The organism is Pseudalgibacter alginicilyticus (genome assembly GCF_001310225.1).
GTDB classification, from domain to species: domain Bacteria; phylum Bacteroidota; class Bacteroidia; order Flavobacteriales; family Flavobacteriaceae; genus Pseudalgibacter; species Pseudalgibacter alginicilyticus.
This window is the reverse complement of sequence record NZ_CP012898.1, coordinates 1,351,839-1,374,541: the sequence shown is the minus strand read 5'-3', so window position 1 is coordinate 1,374,541 and position 22,703 is coordinate 1,351,839. Positions and strand designations below refer to the sequence as shown.

24 protein-coding genes are annotated in these 22,703 nt (G+C 31.7%); 16 read left to right on the top strand and 8 right to left on the bottom strand.

Annotation, left to right across the window (positions count from 1 at the left end):
• Window positions 1–42: 42 nt before the first annotated feature.
• Window positions 43–1,770: a porin family protein gene (locus APS56_RS05720; protein ID WP_054731191.1), complete on the top strand. Its 1,728-nt coding sequence runs from the start codon at window positions 43–45 to the stop codon at window positions 1,768–1,770.
• 49 nt (window positions 1,771–1,819) lie between these two features.
• Window positions 1,820–2,404: a DUF1287 domain-containing protein gene (locus tag APS56_RS05715; protein WP_054725839.1), complete on the top strand. Its 585-nt coding sequence runs from the start codon at window positions 1,820–1,822 to the stop codon at window positions 2,402–2,404.
• Here the strand turns inward: APS56_RS05715 and APS56_RS05710 are convergent.
• Window positions 2,391–3,086, bottom strand: a complete 696-nt coding sequence (locus APS56_RS05710) for a class I SAM-dependent methyltransferase (RefSeq protein WP_054725837.1) — start codon at window positions 3,084–3,086, stop codon at window positions 2,391–2,393. The genes APS56_RS05715 and APS56_RS05710 overlap by 14 nt on opposite strands.
• Before the next feature lie 115 nt (window positions 3,087–3,201).
• On the opposite strand from APS56_RS05710, the gene APS56_RS05705 reads away from it, so the two are divergent.
• The gene (locus APS56_RS05705; RefSeq protein ID WP_054725834.1) at window positions 3,202–3,696 is read left to right on the top strand and encodes a YkgJ family cysteine cluster protein; all 495 of its coding nucleotides are present in this window, start codon (window positions 3,202–3,204) and stop codon (window positions 3,694–3,696) included.
• A 64-nt stretch (window positions 3,697–3,760) separates the two neighbouring features.
• Here APS56_RS05705 and APS56_RS05700 read toward each other — a convergent pair whose 3' ends face one another.
• Complete coding sequence (locus APS56_RS05700) at window positions 3,761–5,041, bottom strand: exo-beta-N-acetylmuramidase NamZ family protein (protein WP_054725832.1); 1,281 nt, start codon at window positions 5,039–5,041, stop codon at window positions 3,761–3,763.
• A gap of 9 nt (window positions 5,042–5,050) precedes the next feature.
• Between APS56_RS05700 and APS56_RS05695 the strand changes: the two genes are divergently transcribed.
• Window positions 5,051–6,286: an ABC transporter permease gene (locus APS56_RS05695; RefSeq protein ID WP_054725829.1), complete on the top strand. Its 1,236-nt coding sequence runs from the start codon at window positions 5,051–5,053 to the stop codon at window positions 6,284–6,286.
• Between the two features lie 147 nt (window positions 6,287–6,433).
• Here APS56_RS05695 and APS56_RS05690 read toward each other — a convergent pair whose 3' ends face one another.
• Window positions 6,434–6,637: a T9SS type A sorting domain-containing protein gene (locus tag APS56_RS05690; protein ID WP_054725826.1), complete on the bottom strand. Its 204-nt coding sequence runs from the start codon at window positions 6,635–6,637 to the stop codon at window positions 6,434–6,436.
• Between the two features lie 226 nt (window positions 6,638–6,863).
• On the opposite strand from APS56_RS05690, the gene APS56_RS05685 reads away from it, so the two are divergent.
• The 5 genes from APS56_RS05685 (at window position 6,864) to APS56_RS05660 (ending at window position 10,475) form a co-directional block, all read left to right on the top strand.
• A complete protein-coding gene (locus APS56_RS05685) occupies window positions 6,864–7,064 on the top strand; it encodes a hypothetical protein (RefSeq protein WP_054725823.1) in 201 nt (66 codons plus the stop codon).
• A 536-nt stretch (window positions 7,065–7,600) separates the two neighbouring features.
• Window positions 7,601–7,936 carry an ArsR/SmtB family transcription factor gene (locus APS56_RS05680; RefSeq protein WP_054731188.1) on the top strand — a complete coding sequence of 112 codons (336 nt, stop codon included), beginning with the start codon at window positions 7,601–7,603 and terminating at the stop codon, window positions 7,934–7,936.
• A gap of 105 nt (window positions 7,937–8,041) precedes the next feature.
• Window positions 8,042–9,022: a permease gene (locus tag APS56_RS05675; RefSeq protein WP_054725819.1), complete on the top strand. Its 981-nt coding sequence runs from the start codon at window positions 8,042–8,044 to the stop codon at window positions 9,020–9,022.
• A 10-nt stretch (window positions 9,023–9,032) separates the two neighbouring features.
• Window positions 9,033–9,374, top strand: a complete 342-nt coding sequence (locus tag APS56_RS05670) for a hypothetical protein (protein ID WP_157757613.1) — start codon at window positions 9,033–9,035, stop codon at window positions 9,372–9,374.
• Between the two features lie 630 nt (window positions 9,375–10,004).
• Window positions 10,005–10,475, top strand: a complete 471-nt coding sequence (locus tag APS56_RS05660) for an Hsp20/alpha crystallin family protein (protein ID WP_054725810.1) — start codon at window positions 10,005–10,007, stop codon at window positions 10,473–10,475.
• Window positions 10,476–10,561: 86 nt separating this feature from the next.
• Here APS56_RS05660 and APS56_RS05655 read toward each other — a convergent pair whose 3' ends face one another.
• From APS56_RS05655 to APS56_RS05645, 3 genes are all read right to left on the bottom strand, one after another.
• Entirely contained in the window at window positions 10,562–12,652 is a 2,091-nt protein-coding gene (locus APS56_RS05655) for a M3 family metallopeptidase (protein WP_432416447.1), read from the bottom strand.
• Between the two features lie 189 nt (window positions 12,653–12,841).
• Window positions 12,842–13,237, bottom strand: a complete 396-nt coding sequence (locus tag APS56_RS05650; RefSeq protein ID WP_054725805.1) for a DUF2721 domain-containing protein — start codon at window positions 13,235–13,237, stop codon at window positions 12,842–12,844.
• 68 nt (window positions 13,238–13,305) lie between these two features.
• Window positions 13,306–15,057: a sulfatase family protein gene (locus APS56_RS05645; protein ID WP_054731186.1), complete on the bottom strand. Its 1,752-nt coding sequence runs from the start codon at window positions 15,055–15,057 to the stop codon at window positions 13,306–13,308.
• Window positions 15,058–15,193: 136 nt separating this feature from the next.
• On the opposite strand from APS56_RS05645, the gene APS56_RS05640 reads away from it, so the two are divergent.
• The 6 genes from APS56_RS05640 (at window position 15,194) to APS56_RS05615 (ending at window position 21,554) form a co-directional block, all read left to right on the top strand.
• Window positions 15,194–16,465 carry a DUF2851 family protein gene (locus APS56_RS05640; protein ID WP_054725803.1) on the top strand — a complete coding sequence of 424 codons (1,272 nt, stop codon included), beginning with the start codon at window positions 15,194–15,196 and terminating at the stop codon, window positions 16,463–16,465.
• A gap of 36 nt (window positions 16,466–16,501) precedes the next feature.
• Window positions 16,502–16,729, top strand: a complete 228-nt coding sequence (locus APS56_RS05635; RefSeq protein WP_054725801.1) for a PspC domain-containing protein — start codon at window positions 16,502–16,504, stop codon at window positions 16,727–16,729.
• A 3-nt stretch (window positions 16,730–16,732) separates the two neighbouring features.
• On the top strand, window positions 16,733–17,752 hold the full coding sequence (locus tag APS56_RS05630) for a potassium channel family protein (protein ID WP_054725798.1): 1,020 nt from the start codon (window positions 16,733–16,735) through the stop codon (window positions 17,750–17,752).
• A 106-nt stretch (window positions 17,753–17,858) separates the two neighbouring features.
• Window positions 17,859–19,481, top strand: a complete 1,623-nt coding sequence (locus tag APS56_RS05625) for an alanine/glycine:cation symporter family protein (protein ID WP_054725795.1) — start codon at window positions 17,859–17,861, stop codon at window positions 19,479–19,481.
• Between the two features lie 24 nt (window positions 19,482–19,505).
• Complete coding sequence (locus tag APS56_RS05620) at window positions 19,506–20,375, top strand: ComEA family DNA-binding protein (protein ID WP_054725792.1); 870 nt, start codon at window positions 19,506–19,508, stop codon at window positions 20,373–20,375.
• 12 nt (window positions 20,376–20,387) lie between these two features.
• Complete coding sequence (locus APS56_RS05615; protein ID WP_054725791.1) at window positions 20,388–21,554, top strand: acyl-CoA dehydrogenase family protein; 1,167 nt, start codon at window positions 20,388–20,390, stop codon at window positions 21,552–21,554.
• A 165-nt stretch (window positions 21,555–21,719) separates the two neighbouring features.
• Here the strand turns inward: APS56_RS05615 and APS56_RS05610 are convergent, their stop codons facing one another.
• Both APS56_RS05610 and APS56_RS16940 read right to left on the bottom strand, forming a co-directional pair.
• A complete protein-coding gene (locus tag APS56_RS05610) occupies window positions 21,720–22,001 on the bottom strand; it encodes a hypothetical protein (RefSeq protein ID WP_157757612.1) in 282 nt (93 codons plus the stop codon).
• 25 nt (window positions 22,002–22,026) lie between these two features.
• Window positions 22,027–22,254, bottom strand: a complete 228-nt coding sequence (locus tag APS56_RS16940; RefSeq protein ID WP_157757611.1) for a hypothetical protein — start codon at window positions 22,252–22,254, stop codon at window positions 22,027–22,029.
• A 195-nt stretch (window positions 22,255–22,449) separates the two neighbouring features.
• Here APS56_RS16940 and rpsU point away from each other — a divergent pair, with 195 nt between their 5' ends.
• Window positions 22,450–22,644: a 30S ribosomal protein S21 gene (gene rpsU / locus APS56_RS05605; RefSeq protein ID WP_054725784.1), complete on the top strand. Its 195-nt coding sequence runs from the start codon at window positions 22,450–22,452 to the stop codon at window positions 22,642–22,644.
• The last annotated feature ends 59 nt before the right edge of the window (window positions 22,645–22,703 follow it).

Sequence of the window (22,703 nt, the reverse complement as noted above, 5' to 3'; positions counted from 1 at the left end):
AAACCTTTCCTGAGCGCAGTCAAAGGATTAAAAATATATAATATGCGAAAGCACATAAATAATATCCTGTTTGTTTTATTCACATTAAGTGTAAGCCTATCTTTTTCCCAACAAAGAGATAATGACACCATAAAAACGGGTGTTATAAATGTGGTAAAACCGTATACACCTACTATTTCCGATGCTTTTAAAGTTAAAGAAATTCCAACATTGGACGATGCAGAAACAGAAGCTAAAAAAGAGATTAAATACAATATCTTTTCTTTTCCAGTGGCTTCTACATTTACACCTGCTAAAGGAAAAGCAGCAACTGTTGAAAAAGCTGCTCCTATAAAACTATTTGATAATTATGCAACCTTGGGTGTTGGTACATATACCACTATTTTAGGAGAAGTGTATTTAAACCATGCCATTAGTAGAAATGAAAATATTGGAGGGTATGTAAGTCATCATTCCTCACAAGGAGGGATTGAGGATTTGGATTTCGATGATAATTTTTCTGATTCTAAAATTAATGTGAATTATACATCCAGATTACGAGATTTAACTTGGAATTTAGAAGGTGGTTTTCAGCATCAAATGTATAATTGGTATGGGGTGCCACAGTCGCAAATTAGTACGGCTCAAATCAATGGAATAGATACGGATCATACGTTTTATGGAGCACATATTGCAGGTGATGTTAAATTTGAAGATACCTATATAAATTCTGGAAGCGTTTTGTTTAGACGCTTTGGAGATAATCAAGGTTCTGGAGAAAACAGATTTACAGCCAAAGGCGTTGTGGATGTACCAATCAATGGCGAAGAAATTTCTACAGAGGTGACTTTTGATTATTTAGGAGGGAGTTTTGATACCAATTATAATGAAACAGCTGAACTAAATTACGGCAATTTTCAAATAGGACTTGGTTCAACGTTTCAATTAAAGCAAGATGATTTAACGGTGAATCTTGGAGCTTCTATTTTTTATTTAAATGATACAGAAGTGGGAGATAGTAAGATTTTTATCTACCCAAACGTAACCGCGTCTTACAGGTTGGTTAGCGATGTTTTAATTGCTTATGGAGGTGTTGAAGGCGATTTGATACAAAACTCTTACTATGATTTTGCTTCCGAAAATCCGTTTGTGTCACCTACTTTAAATGTGATACCAACCGACCAATTGTATAATGCCTATGTGGGTTTAAAAGGGAAGTTATCCAGTAGCATGAGTTATAATGTCAGCGGTCACTATATTTCTGACAGAAACAAAGCATTATTCAGAAATAATGAAATTACGTTAACAAGTCAAGATTATACTTATGGAAATTCCTTTGGAATTATTTATGACGATATTAAAACCTTTAGCGTGGCAGGAGAAATAAATGTGGATGTAAACCGAAATTTCACCTTAGGATTGAAAGGAGAATATTTTGGTTACACAACAGATAACCAAGAGGAAGCATGGAATTTACCTGATTTTGAAGCGTCTTTATTTTTAGATTATCAAATAAACAAAGCATGGTTTGCTGGTGCTAATTTATATTTTGTGGGTGAACGTAAGGATCAATTTTATTTAAACGATGGGATTACGGCAACAACACCATTTACGGTAACTTTAGATAGTTATTTTGATGCCAATGCTCATGTTGGGTATAACATTACTGAACAACTTTCTGTATTTGCAAAAGCTAATAATATGGCTAATGATGCTTACCAACGTTGGCAAAATTTTCCAGTGCAAAGTATTCAGTTTTTAGCAGGGGCTACCTATAAATTTGATTTTTAAATTTCTGAGAAATTAGGAGTTTTATGATTTGAACCTTTAAGATTTAAAAATGGAGAAATTTTTTTTCGTTATTCTGTTTTTTGGTTTAAATCTATGTATTTCACAAACAACTAAACAACAATTATCCTTATCTGATGCTGCTTTAAAACTTACAGAACAAACCGTTACTTACGACCCCAGTTACTTTGCTATTCCTTACCCAAATGGCGACATTCCTAAAGACAAAGGGGTTTGTACAGATGTGGTCATTCGGGCATATAGACAAGTTGGAATTGATTTACAAAAAGAAGTTTATGAGGATATGAAAGCGCATTTTAATGTGTATCCTAAAATATGGGGTTTAAAAAGAACAGATAGAAATATTGATCATAGACGTGTCCCTAATTTAATGGTTTATTTTAAAAGAAAAGGCGCTGAAAAACCTATTACCAGCAATTCAAAAGATTACAAACCAGGCGATGTGGTTTGCTGGAATTTAGAAGGTGCCATTACGCATATTGGAATTGTAGTTGATAAAAAATCAGATGATGGTAAGCGAAACTTAATTGTGCATAATATTGGCAACGGACAAGTTTTAGAAGATTGCCTTTTTGATTTTAAGATTATTGGGCATTATAGATTTAGCTTAATTTAGCCAAATAATCAAAATGTTCCCCTTCTAAAACCAATTCACATTGTAAGCCAACCGTTTCACAAGCCAGTTGTAACGTTTTAAAATCTAAATACAACCATTTCATAGGGGTTTCTTTTTCGCCTTTATACGATAAAAAATAGTCCAATTCGCCATAATAATTGGAATTACTATCAATCCAAATACCGCCATCTTCATCTTCGTACATATATTTAATATCCGAGGAATCCATTAAAATCTGTCCGTTAGTATTCAATAAACCTTTTAAATACTTTAAATATTTTGAAACTAGAGAGAGTTCTTGAAAAATGCCTGTGCCATTCATTAGTAATAAAATAGAATCAAACATTTCAGTTTCCTCTAAAACAGCTTTTACTTCTGCATTTAAAACGCCACGTTGTTTGGCAACTTCAATAGCACCTTTTGATATATCAATGGCTTTAACCTGAAAACCTTTCTGTTGTAAATATAAACTATGACTACCCGCACCACAGCCCACATCTAAAATCGAACCCTTTGCCAAATTTAAAGCCTTTTGCTCCAATTTTGGCATAGCTTTAAAACCGCGAAAAAGATAGGGCAGGGGCAATACATCGTCATCCGAAATATTGGTTGAGGTGATGATGTCCTCGGTATAATTTCCGTTTTGATAATCTAATAAGGCGTTTCCGAAAAGGTCTTTCATTAAAAAAGTTTTTGTTATTCCTCAAATGAGGGAATCTGTAAATCCTTAGTCCCAAAGTTACAGATTACTTCAGTCATTCGTCTTTAGTAATGACGAAATATATTATTTTTACACTATGCAAGATTTTATAAATAAGCTTCCAAAGCTCGCCAAAGATAAGCATAACGAAAGCAAAAAATTCTTTTCGAAACTAAAAAAGAAGGCACCAAAGGATTTGGATTATGTGATGCAAGAGCTACATGAAGACGAGTTTGAAAGAACCGATTGTTTAACCTGTGCCAACTGTTGTAAAACTACTGGCCCATTGTTTACGGATAAAGACATTGAGCGCATTGCAAAGCATTTTAGGCAGAAACCACAACAGTTTATAGACCAATATTTACGCATAGATGAAGATAACGATTATGTGTTGCAAAGTGTGCCATGTACGTTTTTAGGAGCCGACAATTATTGTTCCATTTACGAAGTACGCCCAAAGGCTTGTAGAGAATTTCCGCATACGGATAGAAAAAAGTTTCAGCAAATTTCCAATCTGACATTAAAGAATGTAGCTATGTGTCCAGCTGCTTTCAATATTGTTGAAGAGATGAAAAAACGTATTAAGTTTTAATTTATATTCTTAATTCGATAGTGTGTAATTCGGTTGCTGAGCGTAGTCAAAGTCACTATCTTAATCACTCATAAATCAAATACTTATTTCGCACCTTTTTAAAGCTTTTCAATCCACTTTGCCAAGTTGCTTTTATTTGTGTTTCTGTTAATCCTTTTTCAATCTGTTCTTGCAGGATTTTAGTACCCGCCAATTTGACGAAGAAATTATTGAAAAACTCCACTTTGTTTTCTGTGTTTTTATAAGCATCAATCAACCAGTTTAAATTTAAATAATTTAAATATTCAGTTTCAGTTAAATTTTTGCCGTAACACAATTTATTTTCATGTTTAGGGTATTTAGCTCCTTCATTTGATTCTGGCGTATACTTAAAATTATACTTTGAAGCATTCAGAAAAGGGCTTCCAAAAACCTGAAATTGTGTATCTGTACCACGCCCTGCATTCACATTTGTACCTTCAAAAAAACATAAACTAGGATAGAGGTTAATTGCTTGGTTGTTTGGTAAATTTGGACTCGGTTTTATTGGTAAACTATATTGCAAATCATGACTATAATTTTTAATAGGGATTACTTTCAATTCACATTGTATACCATTTTCTAACCATTTTTCACCATTAATCATTTTTGCATATTCGCCAATGGTCATGCCATGAACCACTGGAATGGGGTGCATACCCACAAAACTTTTGTTTACCGATTCTAAAATAGGGCCGTCAATATAATGTCCGTTTGGGTTTGGTCTGTCAAAAACAATTAGAGGAATTTCCATTTCGGCACAGGCCTCCATAACATAATGTAATGACGAAATATACGTATAAAAGCGTGCCCCCACATCTTGAATGTCGAATATTACAAATTCCAAATCTTCAAGTTGCGTTTTGGTAGGTTTTTTATTGTTTCCGTAAAGAGAAACGATGGGTAAGCCTGTTTTGGTGTCTATGCCATCTTTTACAATTTCGCCCGCATCAGCAGTACCTCTAAAACCGTGCTCAGGAGCAAATACTTTTTTAATATTCACTTTTAAAGCCAAAAGAGAATCTATAAGGTGGGTGTAATTTGGCGTTTGGTTATTAGCTGTTGGCTGTTTAAAAATAACACTTGTTTGATTAGCAACAACCCCAATATTTTTTCCCATAAGTAGTTGTAAATAACTTTCCGTTTGGTTGGCACCAACAATAATGGTTTGGTGTTGGTTATTACTGGTTAGCTCTTCAGTTTTCGGTCTGTTGTCATCTGTCTTATTTTTATCTTTTTTTGGTTTCCCATTACCACAAGAAATCATTATTAAAACAACCCCTATAATTATCGGGAAAACTGTATTTTTGAAAACATTTAATCGCATAAGTAAAATTTGAATTACGAGTTTTTTATAGCAAAACGCATTATTGGTAGTAAAGCGTATAAAAGTAGTATTTCGGCACCAATAATAAAAATTGGAATTGCAGCCATAGCTATTGGTATTGTGGTTATGATGGTGGCCATTGCCACAGGAATTGGTTTGCAACAAAAGATTAGAGATAAAGTAGTGGCGTTCAATGGTCATGTAACCATTACTAATTACGATAGTAATCAATCGCAAGAAAGTATTGTGCCTATTTCTGCAGACCAAGAATTTTATCCAGAATTTAAAACCGTAGATGGCATCAAGCACATTCAAGCCGTAGCAACAAAATTTGGTGTTATTCGTACTGAAACCGATTTTGAAGGCGCTGTTTTAAAAGGTGTTGGTGGTGATTATAATTGGGATTATTTTAAAGAATTTTTAGTAGTAGGGAAATTACCTGATTATACCCAAAACCGAAACGAGGATATTTTAATATCGGAGTATTTGGCTAATCGCTTACATTTCCAATTAGGCGATAAGATGCAAATGGTATTTGCTAAGGCAGACCCTAACAAGCTTCCTAATATTATTACTTACACGATTGTTGGTATTTATAATTCAGGTTATCAGGATTTTGATGCTACCTATGTTATTGGAGATATCCGCCATTTGCAACGTATTAACGGTTGGGAGCCTAATCAAATTGGTAATTTTGAGGTATTTGTAGATAATTATAGCGATTTGGAACGCAAAGGTATTGAAATATTTCAAAATACACCTTCAACCTTAAACTCACAAACCATAACAGAAAAGTATTATTCCGTTTTTGAGTGGATAAAAATATTTGACAACAATATTTATGGGATTATTGGTATCATGATTTTGGTGGCAGGTATTAATATGATAACTGCTTTATTGGTTTTAATCTTGGAGCGTACCCAAATGATAGGGATTTTAAAGGCTTTGGGAAGTAATAATTGGAGCATCCGAAAATTATTTTTGTATAATGCGACCTATTTAATTATGCTTGGTTTATTTTGGGGAAACTTAATAGGGTTAGGACTACTATTCTCGCAAAAATACTTCAAACTTATTCCTCTGGATCCTAGTGTGTATTATGTAACGGAAGCTCCAGTTTTTATCAGTGTTAGTTACATAGTGGCTTTAAATGTTGGTACACTTGTTTTGTGTTTAGTTATGTTATTGGTACCTTCTTACATCATAACCAAAATATCGCCTATTAAGGCTATGAGATTTAATTAATGCAGTGTTGTTTTATTTAAGTTTATAGCTAAGCTATAGTTTTAATGTAGTATGGAAGAGTAAATTAAGGCTTTTTTGTGACTATAGTGCGTGTTTAGTACACTCTAATTTGATACTAAATATGCCCTAAGTTTTTCAATAAAACTTTTATTCTTTAATAAATTTAATTGAGTTTGAATTATTTGTTTTAAAAAAATAAATTCCATTTACTAAGTTTCTAACATCTATTTGGTTGTTGTTAGAAATAATCCCGCTTAGCACTTTCATGCCTGAAACATTATAAATTGCATAACCCCCTTCTTGAGTGGATGTTGAAACGACAATATAATCATTTGTTGGATTTGGAGACATAGTCACTTTTTCTTTAATAGAATTGTTTTCTATAGAAAGTGTGGAAATGCTTATTCTTGAAATTGCAATAGCTTCAGGAATTGTTGAGGAATTAGCAGAAAAATATAAATGACTTCCATTTTAGGCTAAAACTTCTGGGCTAAATATTGTAAGGAAATCAGTAGCTGTTATTGGTAAAGTAGCTGTTAAGTCTATTTAATAAATTTTATTTCCGTCGGTTTCGGTAATGTATAAATCATTTCCGTTTAATGCTAAAAAAGCTGGTTTATTAAGTCCATTAACAACATCTGTTACACTTGGAGTTGTTGATCCAGTGGTGATATCTATTTTAGAAACTTTGCCAGCAGTTGCTTGTGCAAAATGTAAATCATTACCATTTAATAATAGACCTGAAGGCTCACTTAACCCAATAAATTATCAGTATTGATGCAGGCGAAGACTCTGTAATATCTATATTTATAGATACTATTGTTTTTTGTGTAATATAAACGCCAGTCATTATCTACTAATAAAAATCCCGTAACACCGCTTCCAACAGATTCTAAAACACTTTCAGTTTGTGCATTGATTATAAAACTATTAATAAATAAAAATGTTGCTAAAATGTAAATTTGTTTAATCTAATAAAATTTAAATTAATGATTATTATTTTGTTTTTAAACTTACTAGTATTGCCAAATGTTATATTTAATTCTTTTTCTATAAGTTAATAAACTTATAAGAGTTGTGTTTTTAAGATATTAATGATTCTTTTATCAATAACTATGTAAATTAGTATAATATTAGGTGTTTAATTTAATAATTAATACTAATAGTTTAGGTAATAAAATTTTCTTATAAATGTGTTTTACAAAAGTTGTTTAACACTGATAAATAAAAATGCTAAGTCGTCTTTGTTTTTTATAAAATTTTATATATTTGCACATTATATGTGAAAATACACATATGTTAAAAATAATTTTTATGAATGAACAGATTAAGATTTTTAAGGCCTTATCCGATTCAACACGATTAAAGATTGTTTGGTTACTTACTAATATCAACGAAAAGATTTGTGTTTCAGAAATTGTTGAAGTTTTAGATGAGTATCAATACAATGTATCACGTCATTTAAAAATATTAAAAAATGCTAAGTTAGTAGAAGAAATAAAAGAAGGTAAATATGTTTATTATTATTTAACTCCAATAAAAAATGCATTTAGAGAAATGATTCAAGAAACCATTAAAACAATACCAGAATCTAAAATGGATAATGAAATAAATAAATGCAAAATACTATTAGCTGAACGCGATAAATAAAATCCAATTTCAACTTAAAAAAACAAAAAAATTAGCATTAGCTTTTTTTTAGAAAAACATATGTGCTTTTTCACATATAAATGTCGAATAATTATAATAAAAATCATGAACGAAAAATTAAATTTAGCATTAGACGAGTTTATCCATGTAGGTGTAGTATTAGTACTTATAATAGCCCTTGTGTCAATAATTACAGGGTTAATAAGAGCTTTTATACCTCAAGAAAAACTTCAAAAAAAATTATCAAAAACGGGTAAATATAGTAGTTTGATGGGAGCTTTATTGGGAATTCCCACTCCTTTTTGCAGTGCTTCTATGGTACCAGTTTCTATGGGTATGATAGAAATGGGAGCACCCTTTGCTATGGTATTTTCCTTTTTAATTTCTGCACCATTAGCCAATTTTGTTGTTGTTGGTTTTATATTTGGTGTTTTTGGGTGGAAAGTGGCATTGGTATACTTTCTCATTGTTTTTATAGGCGCAATTCTTTTTGGAAGTATTGTTGGTAAAACATCCATTAAAAATAGTGTAAAACGTATTAATTTAGATCCAAAGAAATCAACAAATACCTGTTCACCACAACCTGTTGCTACTTGTGGACCTATTTCGAAGAAGCCTGTGGCAGCATGTGGTGTTACTCCAATTCCAAGCAGTGTTTCTCAAAGAGTTTCCTCCAACCCCAGATTAACTGAGGCTCTTAACTTTGGTTGGGCATTGTTTAAACGTATTTTTCCATATGTTTTACTTGGTGCGGTTATAAGTGCTGTTTCTGCAGTTTTTGTTCCTGATGCGTGGGTGGAAAAATACTTAGGAAATAATAGCCCTTTAGCCATTCCTATTGCGGCAACCGTGGGTATTCCATTATATTTAAGAATTGAAATGGCTATTCCAATATTAAAAGCACTTATAGTAAAAGGTATGAGCATGGGGGCTGCTATGGCTTTAATAATTGGAGGAACGGGAGCCAGTTTACCCGAAATTGCAATTATTTCTTCTATGCTTAAACCTAAAGCTATAGCTGCATTTGTGTTTTCAGTATTGACTATGGCCATTGTAGGTGGTTTTATCTTTTACTTCTTTTTCTAAAATAAATAATATGCAACATCTAAATAAGTTTTTTAAATCAGTTGTTCAAGCCTGTCCTTATTCACTCGTAGGAAAGAAATGCATGGATGCTGTAAAGGGTAAACCCAGTGTCAATAAAAATTCAAATAATAAAACTCAACTGTTTCAAAAAGGTATAAAAACAGGGCGTAATATTTCATTAGTCGGAGTATTTTGTCCATTTCTTTGGTTTTCTATATTGTCTGGAGCTACTAAAGATTTTATTATACTTAATTTAATACATTCTGGAATCATTGTAGGCATTGGACTTGTAATTATGGGGATTAATTACATAGCTTTAAATTCTAAATCAAAATCAGTTGGAAAAGGTTAATTTAAAGAAGTCTATTTGTTTGACTCTGATTTATAGATAATAAATAGGAAAGACTATTAGTTATTTTAAGCAAAATAAAAAAAGCTGTTTCAATTTTTTTGAAACAGCTTTTTCATTCACAATAAAAAATGAGTATTACTAAGAAGCATTCGCTTTTGAAATTATATTTTTATCACTATTAAAATGATAGGCGCTGCTATGTCGCATTTTGTGGTATAATTGTTTATTAACCGTTACCGGAATTTTTAAATTAGGAAACTTTATGTGGTAATGGTTACCTACTTTTTTGATGAGTTGAACTTTAACAGGTTGTCTCTCCATAATCTAAATTTTTTAATTAATTAAACTATAAAAATGAACATACGTTGTAAAATACAATCGGTATTCAAAATAAATAAAATTACATTAAAAAAACAACTTCTTTTTTTAATAGATGAATGAAAAAATGTCAGATAATCAGTGTGTTAGGGTGAAATGTTGTCTTGTTGAAATTGTGTAAAAATGAAATATTGACAGCTATTTGTTAAAGAAATTTTAAAAAATAGATTAAAATACACTGATATATTTTGTGGTATTTTTTTTGAATATTTCTTATTGAAAATTTAAAATGTTTAACTAAAAAATATAATTATGAGCAATTTAGTAACTGTTCCAAAAAATGGAAACACAATTAAGAAAAATTTTAATTACCCAACTCGATCATCTTGGTTTGATGATTTTTTATTAGGAGAGCTACCAACGGTATTTTCTTCAAATTTTAATACAGGTATATCGTTACCCAAGGTAAACATTAAAGAAATAGCAGATGCTTTTGTAGTTGAAATGGCTGTACCAGGATTGAAAAAATCTGATTTTAAAATAGATTTAGATAATTTCACTCTTTCAATTTCTGCTGAGATTGAAGAAAATAAAGAAGAGACAAATGAAAATTATACGAGAAGAGAGTTTGGATATTCGTCTTTTAAAAGAACCTTTACTTTACCAGAAACTGTAGATGATAGTAAAATTAACGCCAGTTATAATGAAGGTGTTTTAAACATTCATTTGCCAAAAAGGGAAGAGGCTAAACAAAAGCCGGCCAGAACCATTAAAATTTCTTAGGGAAAAAACAAGTAAAAGGAGGGTGTAAAAACCCTCTTTTTTTTATGTTAAAAGAAGTGATAAGCTAAGCCTTTCAACCCCTTTGTTTATTTTGCTACAGAAAACCCTCTATCTTTCATTAATGCTTCAATTTTTGCATCACGACCTCTAAATAACCTATAAGCTTTTGCGGGATCTATAGCGTTTCGAGGCGCAAATAAATATTTAATGAGTTTATTAGCCATTTCTTCATCATAAAAACCGCCAGGCGCTTCAGCAAAAGCTTCTGAAGCATCTGCAGTCAGTACATCTGCCCAGATATAACCATAATAGGCAGTTGCATAACTTTCACCTGAAAACACATGACTAAAATGAGGGGTTCTATGCCGCATAGGTAATTCTTTTGGCATATTTAATTCAGTAAGTGTTTCGCGCTCAAATTTGTCAACATCTATATTTGATGGATCCGCTAAGTGAAATTTCATATCCATAATTGCAGAAGCTAAATATTCTGTGGTAATAAAACCCTTATTAAATGTGGCGGCATTTTTAATTTTTGTTATCAATTCTGCAGGCATTGGCTGGCCATTTTTTTTATGAACTAAGTAATTATTAATAACGTCATCTGTTAATAGCCAACGTTCTAATAATTGCGATTGAAATTCTGTATAATCTCTTACACCTCCATTCAAAGTGGGATACTTTACATTGGCAGAAAAGAAATGTAGTGCATGTCCAAATTCATGAAAAAATGTGGTTGCATCATCCCAGGAAACAAGTAGAGCTTCACCAGGTGCTGGTTTTACAAAATTGGAATTGTTTGATGCTAATACGTTTTTCTTGCCATCAAAAGTAGAATAACTTCGGTATTGATTTGCCCAAGCACCAGAGCGTTTTCCTTCTCGTGCATAAGGATCTAAGTACCATAATCCAATATTTTCCTCAGTGGTTTTGTTGGTTACTTCCCAAACTTTTACATCATCATGGAAAACAGGAACCGTTCCTCTTGGAAGCGGTGTAAATTGATAATTAAACAATCTTCCTGCCACATAGTGCATAGCTTCAGTAAGTTTGTCTAATTGTAAATATTGTTTTACTTCGTCCGAGTCCAGGTCGTACTTTTCTTTACGTACTTTTTCTGCATAGAAACGATAATCCCAAGGCGCTATGGTAATTTGGTCTCCATTTTTGTCAGCTACCGCTTGCATGTCTTTTACTTCTTCAGCAACACGGGCAATAGCAGCAGGCCAAACTGCTTCCATCAACTCCATGGCTTTTTCTGGAGTTTTAGCCATTCTATCTTGCAAACGCCACTCAGCATAGTTTTTATATCCTAATAATTCCACACGTTCACGACGTAGTTTAAGTATTTTTGCAACCAATTTATTATTGTCATAGTCATCTCCATTGTCTCCTCTGGAATAATAATTATTAAAGACTAACTTTCGTAAGTCTCTTTCATTGGAATATGTTAGGAATGGGTCTATTGAAGATCGGGTATTGGTGATAGCATACATGCCTTCTTGCCCTTTATCTGTAGCAGTTTTTGCTGCAGATTTAATAAACTCTTCAGGTAAGCCATCCAATTGTGATGCGTTTAGATAGGTTACATAATTTTCTTCATCATGCAATACGTTGTTTGAAAATTTGGTATAAAGGCTTGATAATTCTTTATTAATGGTAGTATATCTTGCTTTTTTTTGAGGGCTTAATTTAGCACCATTCATTTCAAAACGTTTATAGGTAAGGTTTAAAACGCGTTGTTGATCAGTTGGAAGTGGGTTTTCTAAGGATGCTTCATAAACTGTTTTGATGCGTTGAAATAGCTTTTCATTTTGAGAAATTTTAGAGTTAAACTCTGATAATACCGGAGATAATTCAGTTTTAATCTCTCTAAATTCTGGAGTAGACATATTACTACTTAAAACACCATAGTACTTATTAACTCTGTCAAATTCTGCACCAGCACGCTCCATTTCTACAATAGTATTCTCAAAAGTAGCTAATTCTTTGTTATTAGCTATAGCATCAATTTCTTTTAGTTTTAGTTCCATGCCTTTAAGCATGGCAGGTTTTATGTCTTTAATATTTATTTGGTCAAAAGCAGGAACGCCACCATACGGGCCAGTCCATTCTTTTAATAATATATTATCATGTATAAGCTCTTTTTTTTCTTGTTTACAACTGGCTAATATCATTAGTGTGAAAAAAAGTAGTACCGATTGTTTTGTTTGGAAATTATTTGTCATCATTTTTAACTAAAATATAAATATAAAAAAGAGCTTCAGTAATAAAGAAAATGAAGTCGCTAAATTTTAATCGAAATTCGATATTTAATTTGTTATATCAAATAATTCGAGTTGAAAATTAAGAACACAAACTTATTTTTAATTATTCTCAATATCTTTTATATGGTGTTCTAAGGCTTTTACTGATATTTGAATTTCCCAAATTAAAAAAGCTAAGGATGTTATTAATAAAATAAGTGCAATTCCAAATACCCAAACAGCTATAATTTGTTGTTCAATATAAATTAAGAACATAGTGAGTACACAAAGCAGTAAACTGCTAATTCCAAATATTTGCATAGAGCGTGTTAGGTATAATCGTTGTTTAATGTTTTGTATTTGAGTGATTAAAACGCTGTCTTTTTTAATTAAATATTTGTCATGTAAACTTCGTATGGTGGCTGCATATGCTATAAATCTATTGGTGTATGCTAACATGATTAATGAAATTGCAGAGAATAAAAGTGCAGGTGTTGTTAGGGTAAGTGCTTCCATTTTTGTTGACTTTTTGTAAAGTTATGTATCTTTTTATTTTTAAAAGAATAATCTACAAATTAGATTTTTTATTTGCTAACATGGTATTCAATAATGTCACTTGGTTTGTATCCAATTCTATGAGCTTGAACTAATATTTTATCTCCATCAAAAACTTTAAAAGGCGCCTTGTAAATTGACCAACTTGAAGGAACGCTGTCATTGATTATTTTATATCCAATTGAGCTCCCTAAGGTATTACAGCTTATTGAAATTGTTTTGTGTGCAGCAGTAATTATTGGCTGTTGGGTAATTGGCTTTGTTTTTTTACCTTTCCAAAGCTTATCTATGAGTTCTCTTTCGTCCAAATTTGGAGTATCTCCAATGTTATTTAACCAATGATCCATTTCATCACGTAATTCTTGTAGTTTTTCAGAGTAAGCTTTATTGTTTATAAGGTTATTTAGTTCGTACGGATCGTTTTTACAATCATATAGTTCTTCATTACTTTTTGTTTTTCTAAACCAAAGTGATTGAATGTCATTTAGTTTATTTTCATCCCGTAATTTTAACAATTCTTGCATGGTTGGAATACGTTCTCTAAATGTAACAGGTAAATAATAAGGCTGGTTAGGTCTGTAATTTCTAATGTATTTGAATTGTTTATCTCTCACGGCTCGAATCGCATCTGTAAAACCATCAAATCGATCTGCTGCGGCATGTATAAATTGTCGTTTTGTTTGTGATTTGTTTTTGCCCAAAAAGGCTTGCCCTTGCATGTAGTCTTTAGGTTGTGTTCCAGTTAACGAAAGAGTGGTAGGTGCAAAATCTACAAAACTTATTAATTGATTGTCTTCAGTGCCTGCTAACTGTTTATTAGGAAATCTAATAATCATTGGAGAATTTAATCCAGAATCATATATTAGGCGCTTCTGTCTTGGTAATGGACCTCCATGATCTGCATAAAAAAAGATAATTGTGCTTTCAAGGAGACCATCTTCTTCTAATTGATCAAGTATAGCACCAACTTGCTTGTCCATTTCAGCTATATTGTTGTACATTTTCCATAAATCTCTGCGAACTGTTTCTGTATTTTGTAAGTAGGGAGGAATATTAAATTTAGTATTTTTAGAAAGATGGTTTTGTGTTTCATTTTCTTTTATGATGCCAGATTGCACGGTGTACGTTGTATCTCCTGAATGATAATGTCTAAATTCACTTTTTTTGAAGCCGTAAGGTTCAAATAGACCAGATTCATGTGTTACGTTAAAATTAAAGACAGAAAAAAAAGGTTGATTTTTATTCCTATTTCTCCAATGAGCATAGGAACCGCTTTCGTCCCAAGCAGTGACGGGGGCTTTAAATTGATAATCTTCTTTGGAGTTGTTGCTGCAATAATAGCCGTTCATGCGAAGTAGCTCACTCATCATTTTAACTTCAGGATTAGGAACAGCTTCATAGGCAGGCAAACCTGTAACATCAGTATATGAGGTGGTTCGCATGTGGTTGGCTCCAAATCCAGAAGGATATAGGCCTGTGGCAATTGTAGCTCTACTTGGAGCACAAACACCAGCGGTAGAATATAAATTAGGATAGACAACGCCTTGAGAAGCCAATCGGCTTAAATTAGGAGTTTGCACAGTCATATCTCCAAAAGGAGGCAAGTACGGGCCCATGTCTTCTGTAACTAACCATAGTATATTTGGTTGGTTAGGTAACTCAAGTTTAATAGGGGTTAAATGTGTTTTTTTAGTGGGCTTAATTTTCTTACAATTGTAAGATAAAATTAATGTTGCAAATAGAATAATTTTGATGGTAAAAACTTGTGTGTGCTTACTCATAGAGGTTTTAATTTGAGTTTTATTGCATGTCATGTTGCTTCAAAGTTAGTCGATTTTATGTTCATTTAAAACTAAGCCTGTTTTTTTATTGCTAAAATTATATTTTGATTTGTAATACTTTTTTTATCTTAGATTGATGCAAGAGGATTTTCTACATTATGTTTGGAAATATAAAAAAATAGATGTTTCGAAAATTAAAACAACTACAGGAGAAGCTATTTCTGTGGTATCTGTTGGAGAACATAATTTAAACAGTGGCCCTGATTTTTTTAATGCGCAACTTAAAATAGGAAAACAACTTTGGGCAGGTAATGTAGAAATTCACATAAAATCAAGTGATTGGTTTTTGCATAATCACGAAAAAGATGCTAATTATGATAATGTGATTTTGCATGTGGTTTGGGAACATGACATTGATATTTATAGAAAAGATAATTCTGTCATACCTGTGCTTGAATTAAAACATTTTATGTCTACAAAGGCATTGAATAATTATGAAAAACTATTTTCAAAATCTCAGAAATGGATTAATTGTGAAGAGGATTTTATGTCTGTTGATGATTTTAAAGTTCAAAATTGGTTAGAACGTTTATATTTTGAAAGACTTGAACGAAAATCGCAAAATATTGAGCAATTATTAAAAGACTCTAAAAATGATTGGGAGGCAGTACTGTTTAAAATGCTCTCCAAAAATTTTGGATTAAAAGTTAATGGTGATGCTTTTTTAAGTATGGCATGCTCTTTTGATTTTTCTGTAGTGAGGAAAACACAATCCAATAGCAGAATATTGGAAGCTTTGTTGTTTGGGCAATCGGGTTTGTTAGAAAAACCAATTCAAGATGGTTATTATTCCAAACTTGTTAAAGATTATCAGTTTTTATCACAAAAATTTAAGCTCTCTAATAAAAATGTATTACCTATTCAGTTTTTTAGATTGCGACCTCCTAATTTTCCAACCATAAGATTGTCGCAGTTAGCAAATTTTTATCACCAGAACCAAAACAGTTTTTCAAAAATTATGGAAATTCAAAGTCTTGAAGCTTTTTATGATTTATTTTCTTTAGGCACTTCGGCTTTTTGGGAATCGCATTATACGTTTGAAAAGGTATCAAAACCTTCTAAAAAAACAATTACAAAATCTTTTGTAGATTTGTTGTTGATTAACACCATCATTCCTTTAAAATTTAGTTATGCCAAGCATCATGGTAAATCAGTGGACGATGTTATTGTTGATTTTATTCAGCAAATAGCTTCTGAAAAAAATGCTATTGTTGAAAAATTCAATGCACTCAAAAAAACATCCAATTCAGCATTGCAATCTCAAGGATTAATTCAACTTAAACACTATTATTGCGATAAAAATAAATGTTTAAAATGTGCCATTGGAAATTCACTTTTAAATAAATAAACTTTTAAACAAAAAAACTTAGTAGTAAATTGCAGCATGAATGTTATTTATAAACCATTATTATACTTTCAAAAAAGAGGCTTTTATGTATGTCAACGTATTGCGGACCGTTTGGGTATTCGTGCCAAAGTAGTGCGGACTTCATTTATGTACTTAACATTTGTTACTGTAGGTTTTGGTTTTGCTCTATACTTGTTTTTAGCCTTTTGGATGCGTATTAAAGATATGTTATACACCAAGCGTTCCTCAGTTTTTGACTTGTAATGTATGAATCCTATAATTAGATTGTTCAGATTACGAATTTATAAAGCTGTTTTTTTATTACTTGCTCTTTTATGGGTAGGAGTTATGGGGTTCATGTTTCTATCTGATTATACTTGGATTGATGCGTTGTATATGACTGTTATAACGATTACCACTGTAGGTTTTGGTGAAGTTGCACCATTAAATCAAGAAGCAAAATTCTTTACTATTTTTTTAATTTTAACCAGCATTGTAATTGTTGGTTATGCGCTTTCAATAATTACCGAATATATTTTGAGCAAAAGTAATGTTGATGAATTAAAACAGAAAAAAATGCAAAAAATGATTGAAAATTTCAATAACCATATAATTATTTGTGGTTACGGAAGAAATGGAAAGCAAGCAGCTATTAAATTGAAAGCATACAATAAGCCATTTGTTGTTATTGAAAAAAATAAAGAAATAGAAGAACGCCTAAGGACTGATGAAGTGGCATATGTTATAGGAAATGCTAATGAAGATGATGTGTTGGTTCAAGCAGGTGTGCACCGTGCATCAAGTTTTATTTCAGCCTTACCTAATGATGCTGATAATTTATTTGTGGTACTTTCAACCAGACAAATAAATAAGGATATTAATATCATAAGTAGAGCTTCACATGAAACATCTTATAAAAAACTCAAATTTGCAGGTGCTAATAATGTTATTTTACCAGATAAAATAGGAGGCGATCATATGGCTTCGTTGGTAGTAGTTCCTGGTTTAATGGAATTTATTGATAATTTGTCTATTGTTGGTAAATCCAATATAAATATTGAAGAAATTCCAGTTGAAAAATTATTCAAATCCAAAGAAGTAAAAACTATAAAGGAATTAGATCTTCGAAAAAAAACGGGGTGTAGTATTATTGGCTATAAAGATGAAAAAGGCGATTACATTGTAAATCCTGAAGTAGAATTAGAATTAGAACCTAATTCCAAAATTATTGTGTTAGGACGTCCAGAACAAATAGAAACCCTCAATAAAGAGTATAATATCATTTAATTTATTTTCATTTTAAAGTGGCATTTGTTTTAAAAAATGAATTATTTTTAGCATCTTGCTGTTTTTAATAGAAATTTCACTATAAATTAACAAACAATAGAGTTTTATGAAGAAATATCTTCTCTCGTTTTACACTTTTATCTTACCTTTTTTAACTTTTGCACAAGAATCTACTTCTGAAAAAATTGATAGCGTTTTCAAAGACTATACGGGATGGTTTGTAGAAGCTATTTTTTACGAAATCCCTTTTTCTGAAACGTATAAAATCCCTTGGGTATTGATTGTATTGATTGGTGGAGCTTTATTTTTTACCATCTATTTTCGATTTATTAATGTAACAGGATTTCGCACTGCCGTTAAAGTTGTTAGAGGTAAATATGAAGATATTGAAAAACATGGAGCCGATACGCTTTACGGAGATTCAACCCCCAATGAAGGACAGGATTTAATAGAAACTTTAAGAGATGAATCTGTAGAAGGGGAAGTTTCACATTTTCAAGCTCTAACAGCTGCGTTGTCTGCAACTGTGGGTCTGGGTAATATAGCTGGCGTTGCAGTAGCATTATCTATTGGAGGACCTGGTGCTACATTTTGGATGATTGTGGCTGGGTTTTTAGGTATGGCGTCTAAGTTTGCTGAATGTACATTAGGTGTGAAATATCGAGATGTTGGAGAAGATGGTACCGTTTATGGAGGTCCAATGTACTATTTAACAAAAGGTTTGAAGGAAAAAGGTATGACTGGTTTTGGTAAAATATTAGCAGTTTTATTTGCAATTTTTGTTATTGGCGGATCTTTTGGCGGTGGTAATATGTTTCAGGCTAATCAAGCGGCTGCCCAATTTGTTAAATTGTTTGACCTTCAAAGTTCCAATGCAGGATTGTATTTCGGACTTTTTATGGCATTTTTAGTCGCTATAGTTATTATTGGTGGTATTAAAAGAATTGCGAAAGTAACAGAAAAAGTAGTGCCATTTATGGCTGGCATCTATGTATTAGCCGCACTGATTATTTTAGGAGCTAATTTTTCACTTATCGATGATGCTTTTGCTCTAATTTATGAAGGTGCTTTTTCAGGATTAGGTATAGCAGGTGGATTGGTAGGTGTCATGATACAAGGTATTCGAAGAGGCGCTTTTTCAAATGAAGCAGGTGTGGGCTCAGCTGCAATTGCACACTCTGCGGTACGTACTATTTACCCAGCAAGTGAAGGAGTTGTAGCTCTTTTAGAACCTTTTGTTGATACAGTCGTTATTTGTACCATGACCGCTTTAGTAATTGTTATTACTAATTTTGATGGTGGATTTATGGAATATGGTGTTCAAGTTAAAGAAGGGGTTGAAATTACGGCTCAAGCTTTTGATTCTGTAATTCCTCATTTTTCTATTATTCTTACAATAGCTGTTATTTTATTTGCGCTTTCAACCATGATTTCTTGGTCTTACTACGGATTACAAGGTTGGGTGTTTCTTTTTGGAAAAGGAAAAATATCAGATTTAATTTATAAAATTCTTTTCCTGTTTTTTGTTGTAGTTGGTGCTTCAATTAGTTTAGGTGCCGTAATTGATTTTTCTGACGCTATGATTTTCGCTATGGTAGTTCCTAACATTATTGGTGTAGTTATTCTATCTCCTATAATAAATAAAGAATTGAAGAAATATAATAACGCAATTAATACCAAGCATGAAGCTATTGAAGATGGTGCAGAAGATTTGAATGAACATTTATAAAATTTGAATATAAAAATTTAATGTATGAAATCCTATGTTACGTTTTCTCGAGAACAGCGATATGGGATTTTTTTATTGATAACGCTTATCATAGTGTTTCAATGTTTGTATTTTTTTATTGAGCGAAGGCCTAATAAAATATTGGTTCAAAATGAAAGTTTTCATCAATTTCAAAAGGAAATAGATTCATTACGAGCTATTGAAATGGAGAGAAGAATTCCTAAAATATATCCTTTTAACCCCAATTTTATAACAGATTATAAGGGGGCTTCTTTAGGAATGAGTAATGAAGAAATTGATAGATTATTGGCTTTTAGAAACAAGGATAATTGGATTAACTCTACGAAACAGTTTCAGGAAGTTACTGGTGTTTCAGATTCACTTTTAGAGTTAATATCTCCTCATTTTAAATTTCCAGAATGGGTTGCCAATTCTAAAAAATCAACATCATTTTCTTATAAAGATAGTAACAAGCCTAAAACATTTGCGCAAAAAAGAGATTTAAATACAGCAACAGCACAGCAACTTGAAAGTGTGAATGGTGTTGGGCCCTATTTTTCGGAGCGCATTATTAGGTTAAGAAACACTTTTGTGGGTGGTTTTATAGCAGATGTACAATTGCAAGATGTTTATGGGCTAACACCTCAAGTTATTGAAAAAATAACTAAAGAATTTACAGTAAAAACACCCCGTAATATTCAAAAAATAAATTTAAATAAAGCTACAAAAGAAGAGTTAGTAACCATTCAACATATTGATTACAATTTAGCACATTATATTATTGAATACCGCCAATTAAGGGAAGGGTTTAAATCTTTAGAGGAATTAAGAAAAGTTAAAGACTTTCCGATAAATAAAATAGAGATAATTGAATTATATTTGTCGCTCGATTGAAAAAAGATTTGAATGAACAGCATGTACTTCACAGAAGAGCATACCCATTTTAGGAATAGCCTTAAAGATTTTTTAAATAAAGAAGTAATACCATATATTGACCATTGGGAAAAATCAGGTATAATTGATGCTTCCATATGGAAGAAATTTGGAGATATGGGGTATTTTGGTTTGTCTTACCCTGAGGCTTATGGAGGTTTAAATTTGGATCTTTTTTATATGGTGGTTCTTTTAGAGGAACTTCAAAAAGTAAATTCAGGCGGATTTGCAGCAGCCGTTTGGGCTCATGTATATTTGGCCATGACACATATAAACAAAGAAGGTACCGAAGCCATTAAACAAAAGTATTTAGTGCCAAGTATTTCTGGTGAAAAAACAGGTTGCCTTTGTATTACAGAACCTTTTGGAGGAAGTGATGTGGCAGGTATGCGAACAACCGCTATTAAAAAAGACGATTATTATATTATAAATGGTTCTAAAACTTTTATAACCAATGGCCTGTATAGTGATTATTTGGTAGTTGCTGCAAAAACAAGCCCCGAAAAAGGAAATAAAGGTATTAGTATTTTTGTTTTAGATAGAGACATGGCAGGAATATCTGCAACCAAATTAAATAAACTAGGCTGGCGTGCTTCCGATACAGGTGAAATTGCTTTTGATAATGTAAAGGTGCCTACTGGTAATTTAATGGGAGAACCTGATAAAGGTTTTTCATATATTATGCAGCATTTTGCATTGGAACGGTTAATTATGGGGGTTAATGCTCATGCTAGAGCAGAGTTTGCTTTAGAATATACCTTGAAATATATGTCAGAGCGCCATGCGTTTGGACAATCAATTGATAAATTTCAGGCATTACGCCATACCATTGCAGATTTGTACACAGATATGGAAATGTGTAAAGAGTTTAATTATTCTGTAGCATATCGATTAAATAGAGGCGAATATATGGTAAAAGAAGCCACCATGTCTAAATTAAAATCTACCAAAATGGCCGATGAGGTTATTTACCAATGTTTACAATTTTTAGGAGGTTATGGTTATATGGAAGATTATCCTATGGCAAGGCTTTTTCGAGATAGTAGATTAGGGCCTATTGGAGGCGGTACTTCAGAAATTTTACGTGAAATTCTTGCAAAAATCATCATTGATAAAAAAGAATATAAACCAGCAACATAACGCTGGGTTGATATGATATGTTTTTGACAAGGACGTTTAACGTATTCACACGAATAATTAATTGTGTGTTATTTGAAGAAAAATAGAACGTAAATAAATAAAGTAAATTACATTTGACTAAGCTTAAAATGTAGTGTTCTTTTACATAGCATATTTAAAACGTTTTTATTGAGATACTTTTAAAATTATTTTTTTTGCTAATATGGAATCTATGTCAGTTTTCAAATAAATAAAAAATTTTCCCCAGCCATTATCAATATTTAGAACTCCATAATCTTTATTAAATAGAGCGGGTCCCATTCCATCATCAAATTTGTCTACTGTTTCATAAAGGTCAAATTTAGATTCGGATAGTTTACTGTCAAAAAAATATTTCTTTTTTACTAATTTAAAAGCTATTCCTGAAAAGTAAATCCATTGAGATTTTTCATCAAACTTGAAGTCCATATTTTTATTATTGTCAAATAAATTTTTAGTGATAATTTGTTGAACTATGGCTTTGTTCAATAGTTAATTCATAATTTTCTGTTCGGATTGCTTTTTCAATATCATATACATGTAAAACGCGATTATCAATGGTAATTCCGTTTTCAAAGATGGAATCTGAATATGTTTCCGATACATTAATGTTCTTTTTTTTAGAGTCGGAGCAATTATATATTAGAATTGTGATTAATGCTATTTTAAGAGTTTCTTTCAATTTAACATGAGGACTTTTAAATTTTCTTTATTAACTGCTAAACGAAGGTAGATGAAATTTTTACAAAGTCATAATACCTGTTTGTGATTAGATACTAATTATTTTTTAAAATAATAATGATGATTAATTGCAGGTTTTAAATTAGTTTTTATATTTGCAGCCTGAAAATTCTAAAAGAGAGGAGGTTAAGACACTATGTTAATAATACCAATAAAAGAAGGAGAAAATATAGATAGAGCGTTAAAACGTTTTAAGCGTAAGTTTGATAAAACTCAAACTAAACGTCAGTTACAAACGCGCAAACAGTTTAATAAGCCTTCAGTTGTACGTAGAGCTCAAATACAAAAAGCACAGTATATACAAGCTTTAAGAGATGCAGAAGAAGTATAGACTTGTATGTAATAAATTTAAAATCCCGCTATTAGCGGGATTTTTTTTGTTTTAATATT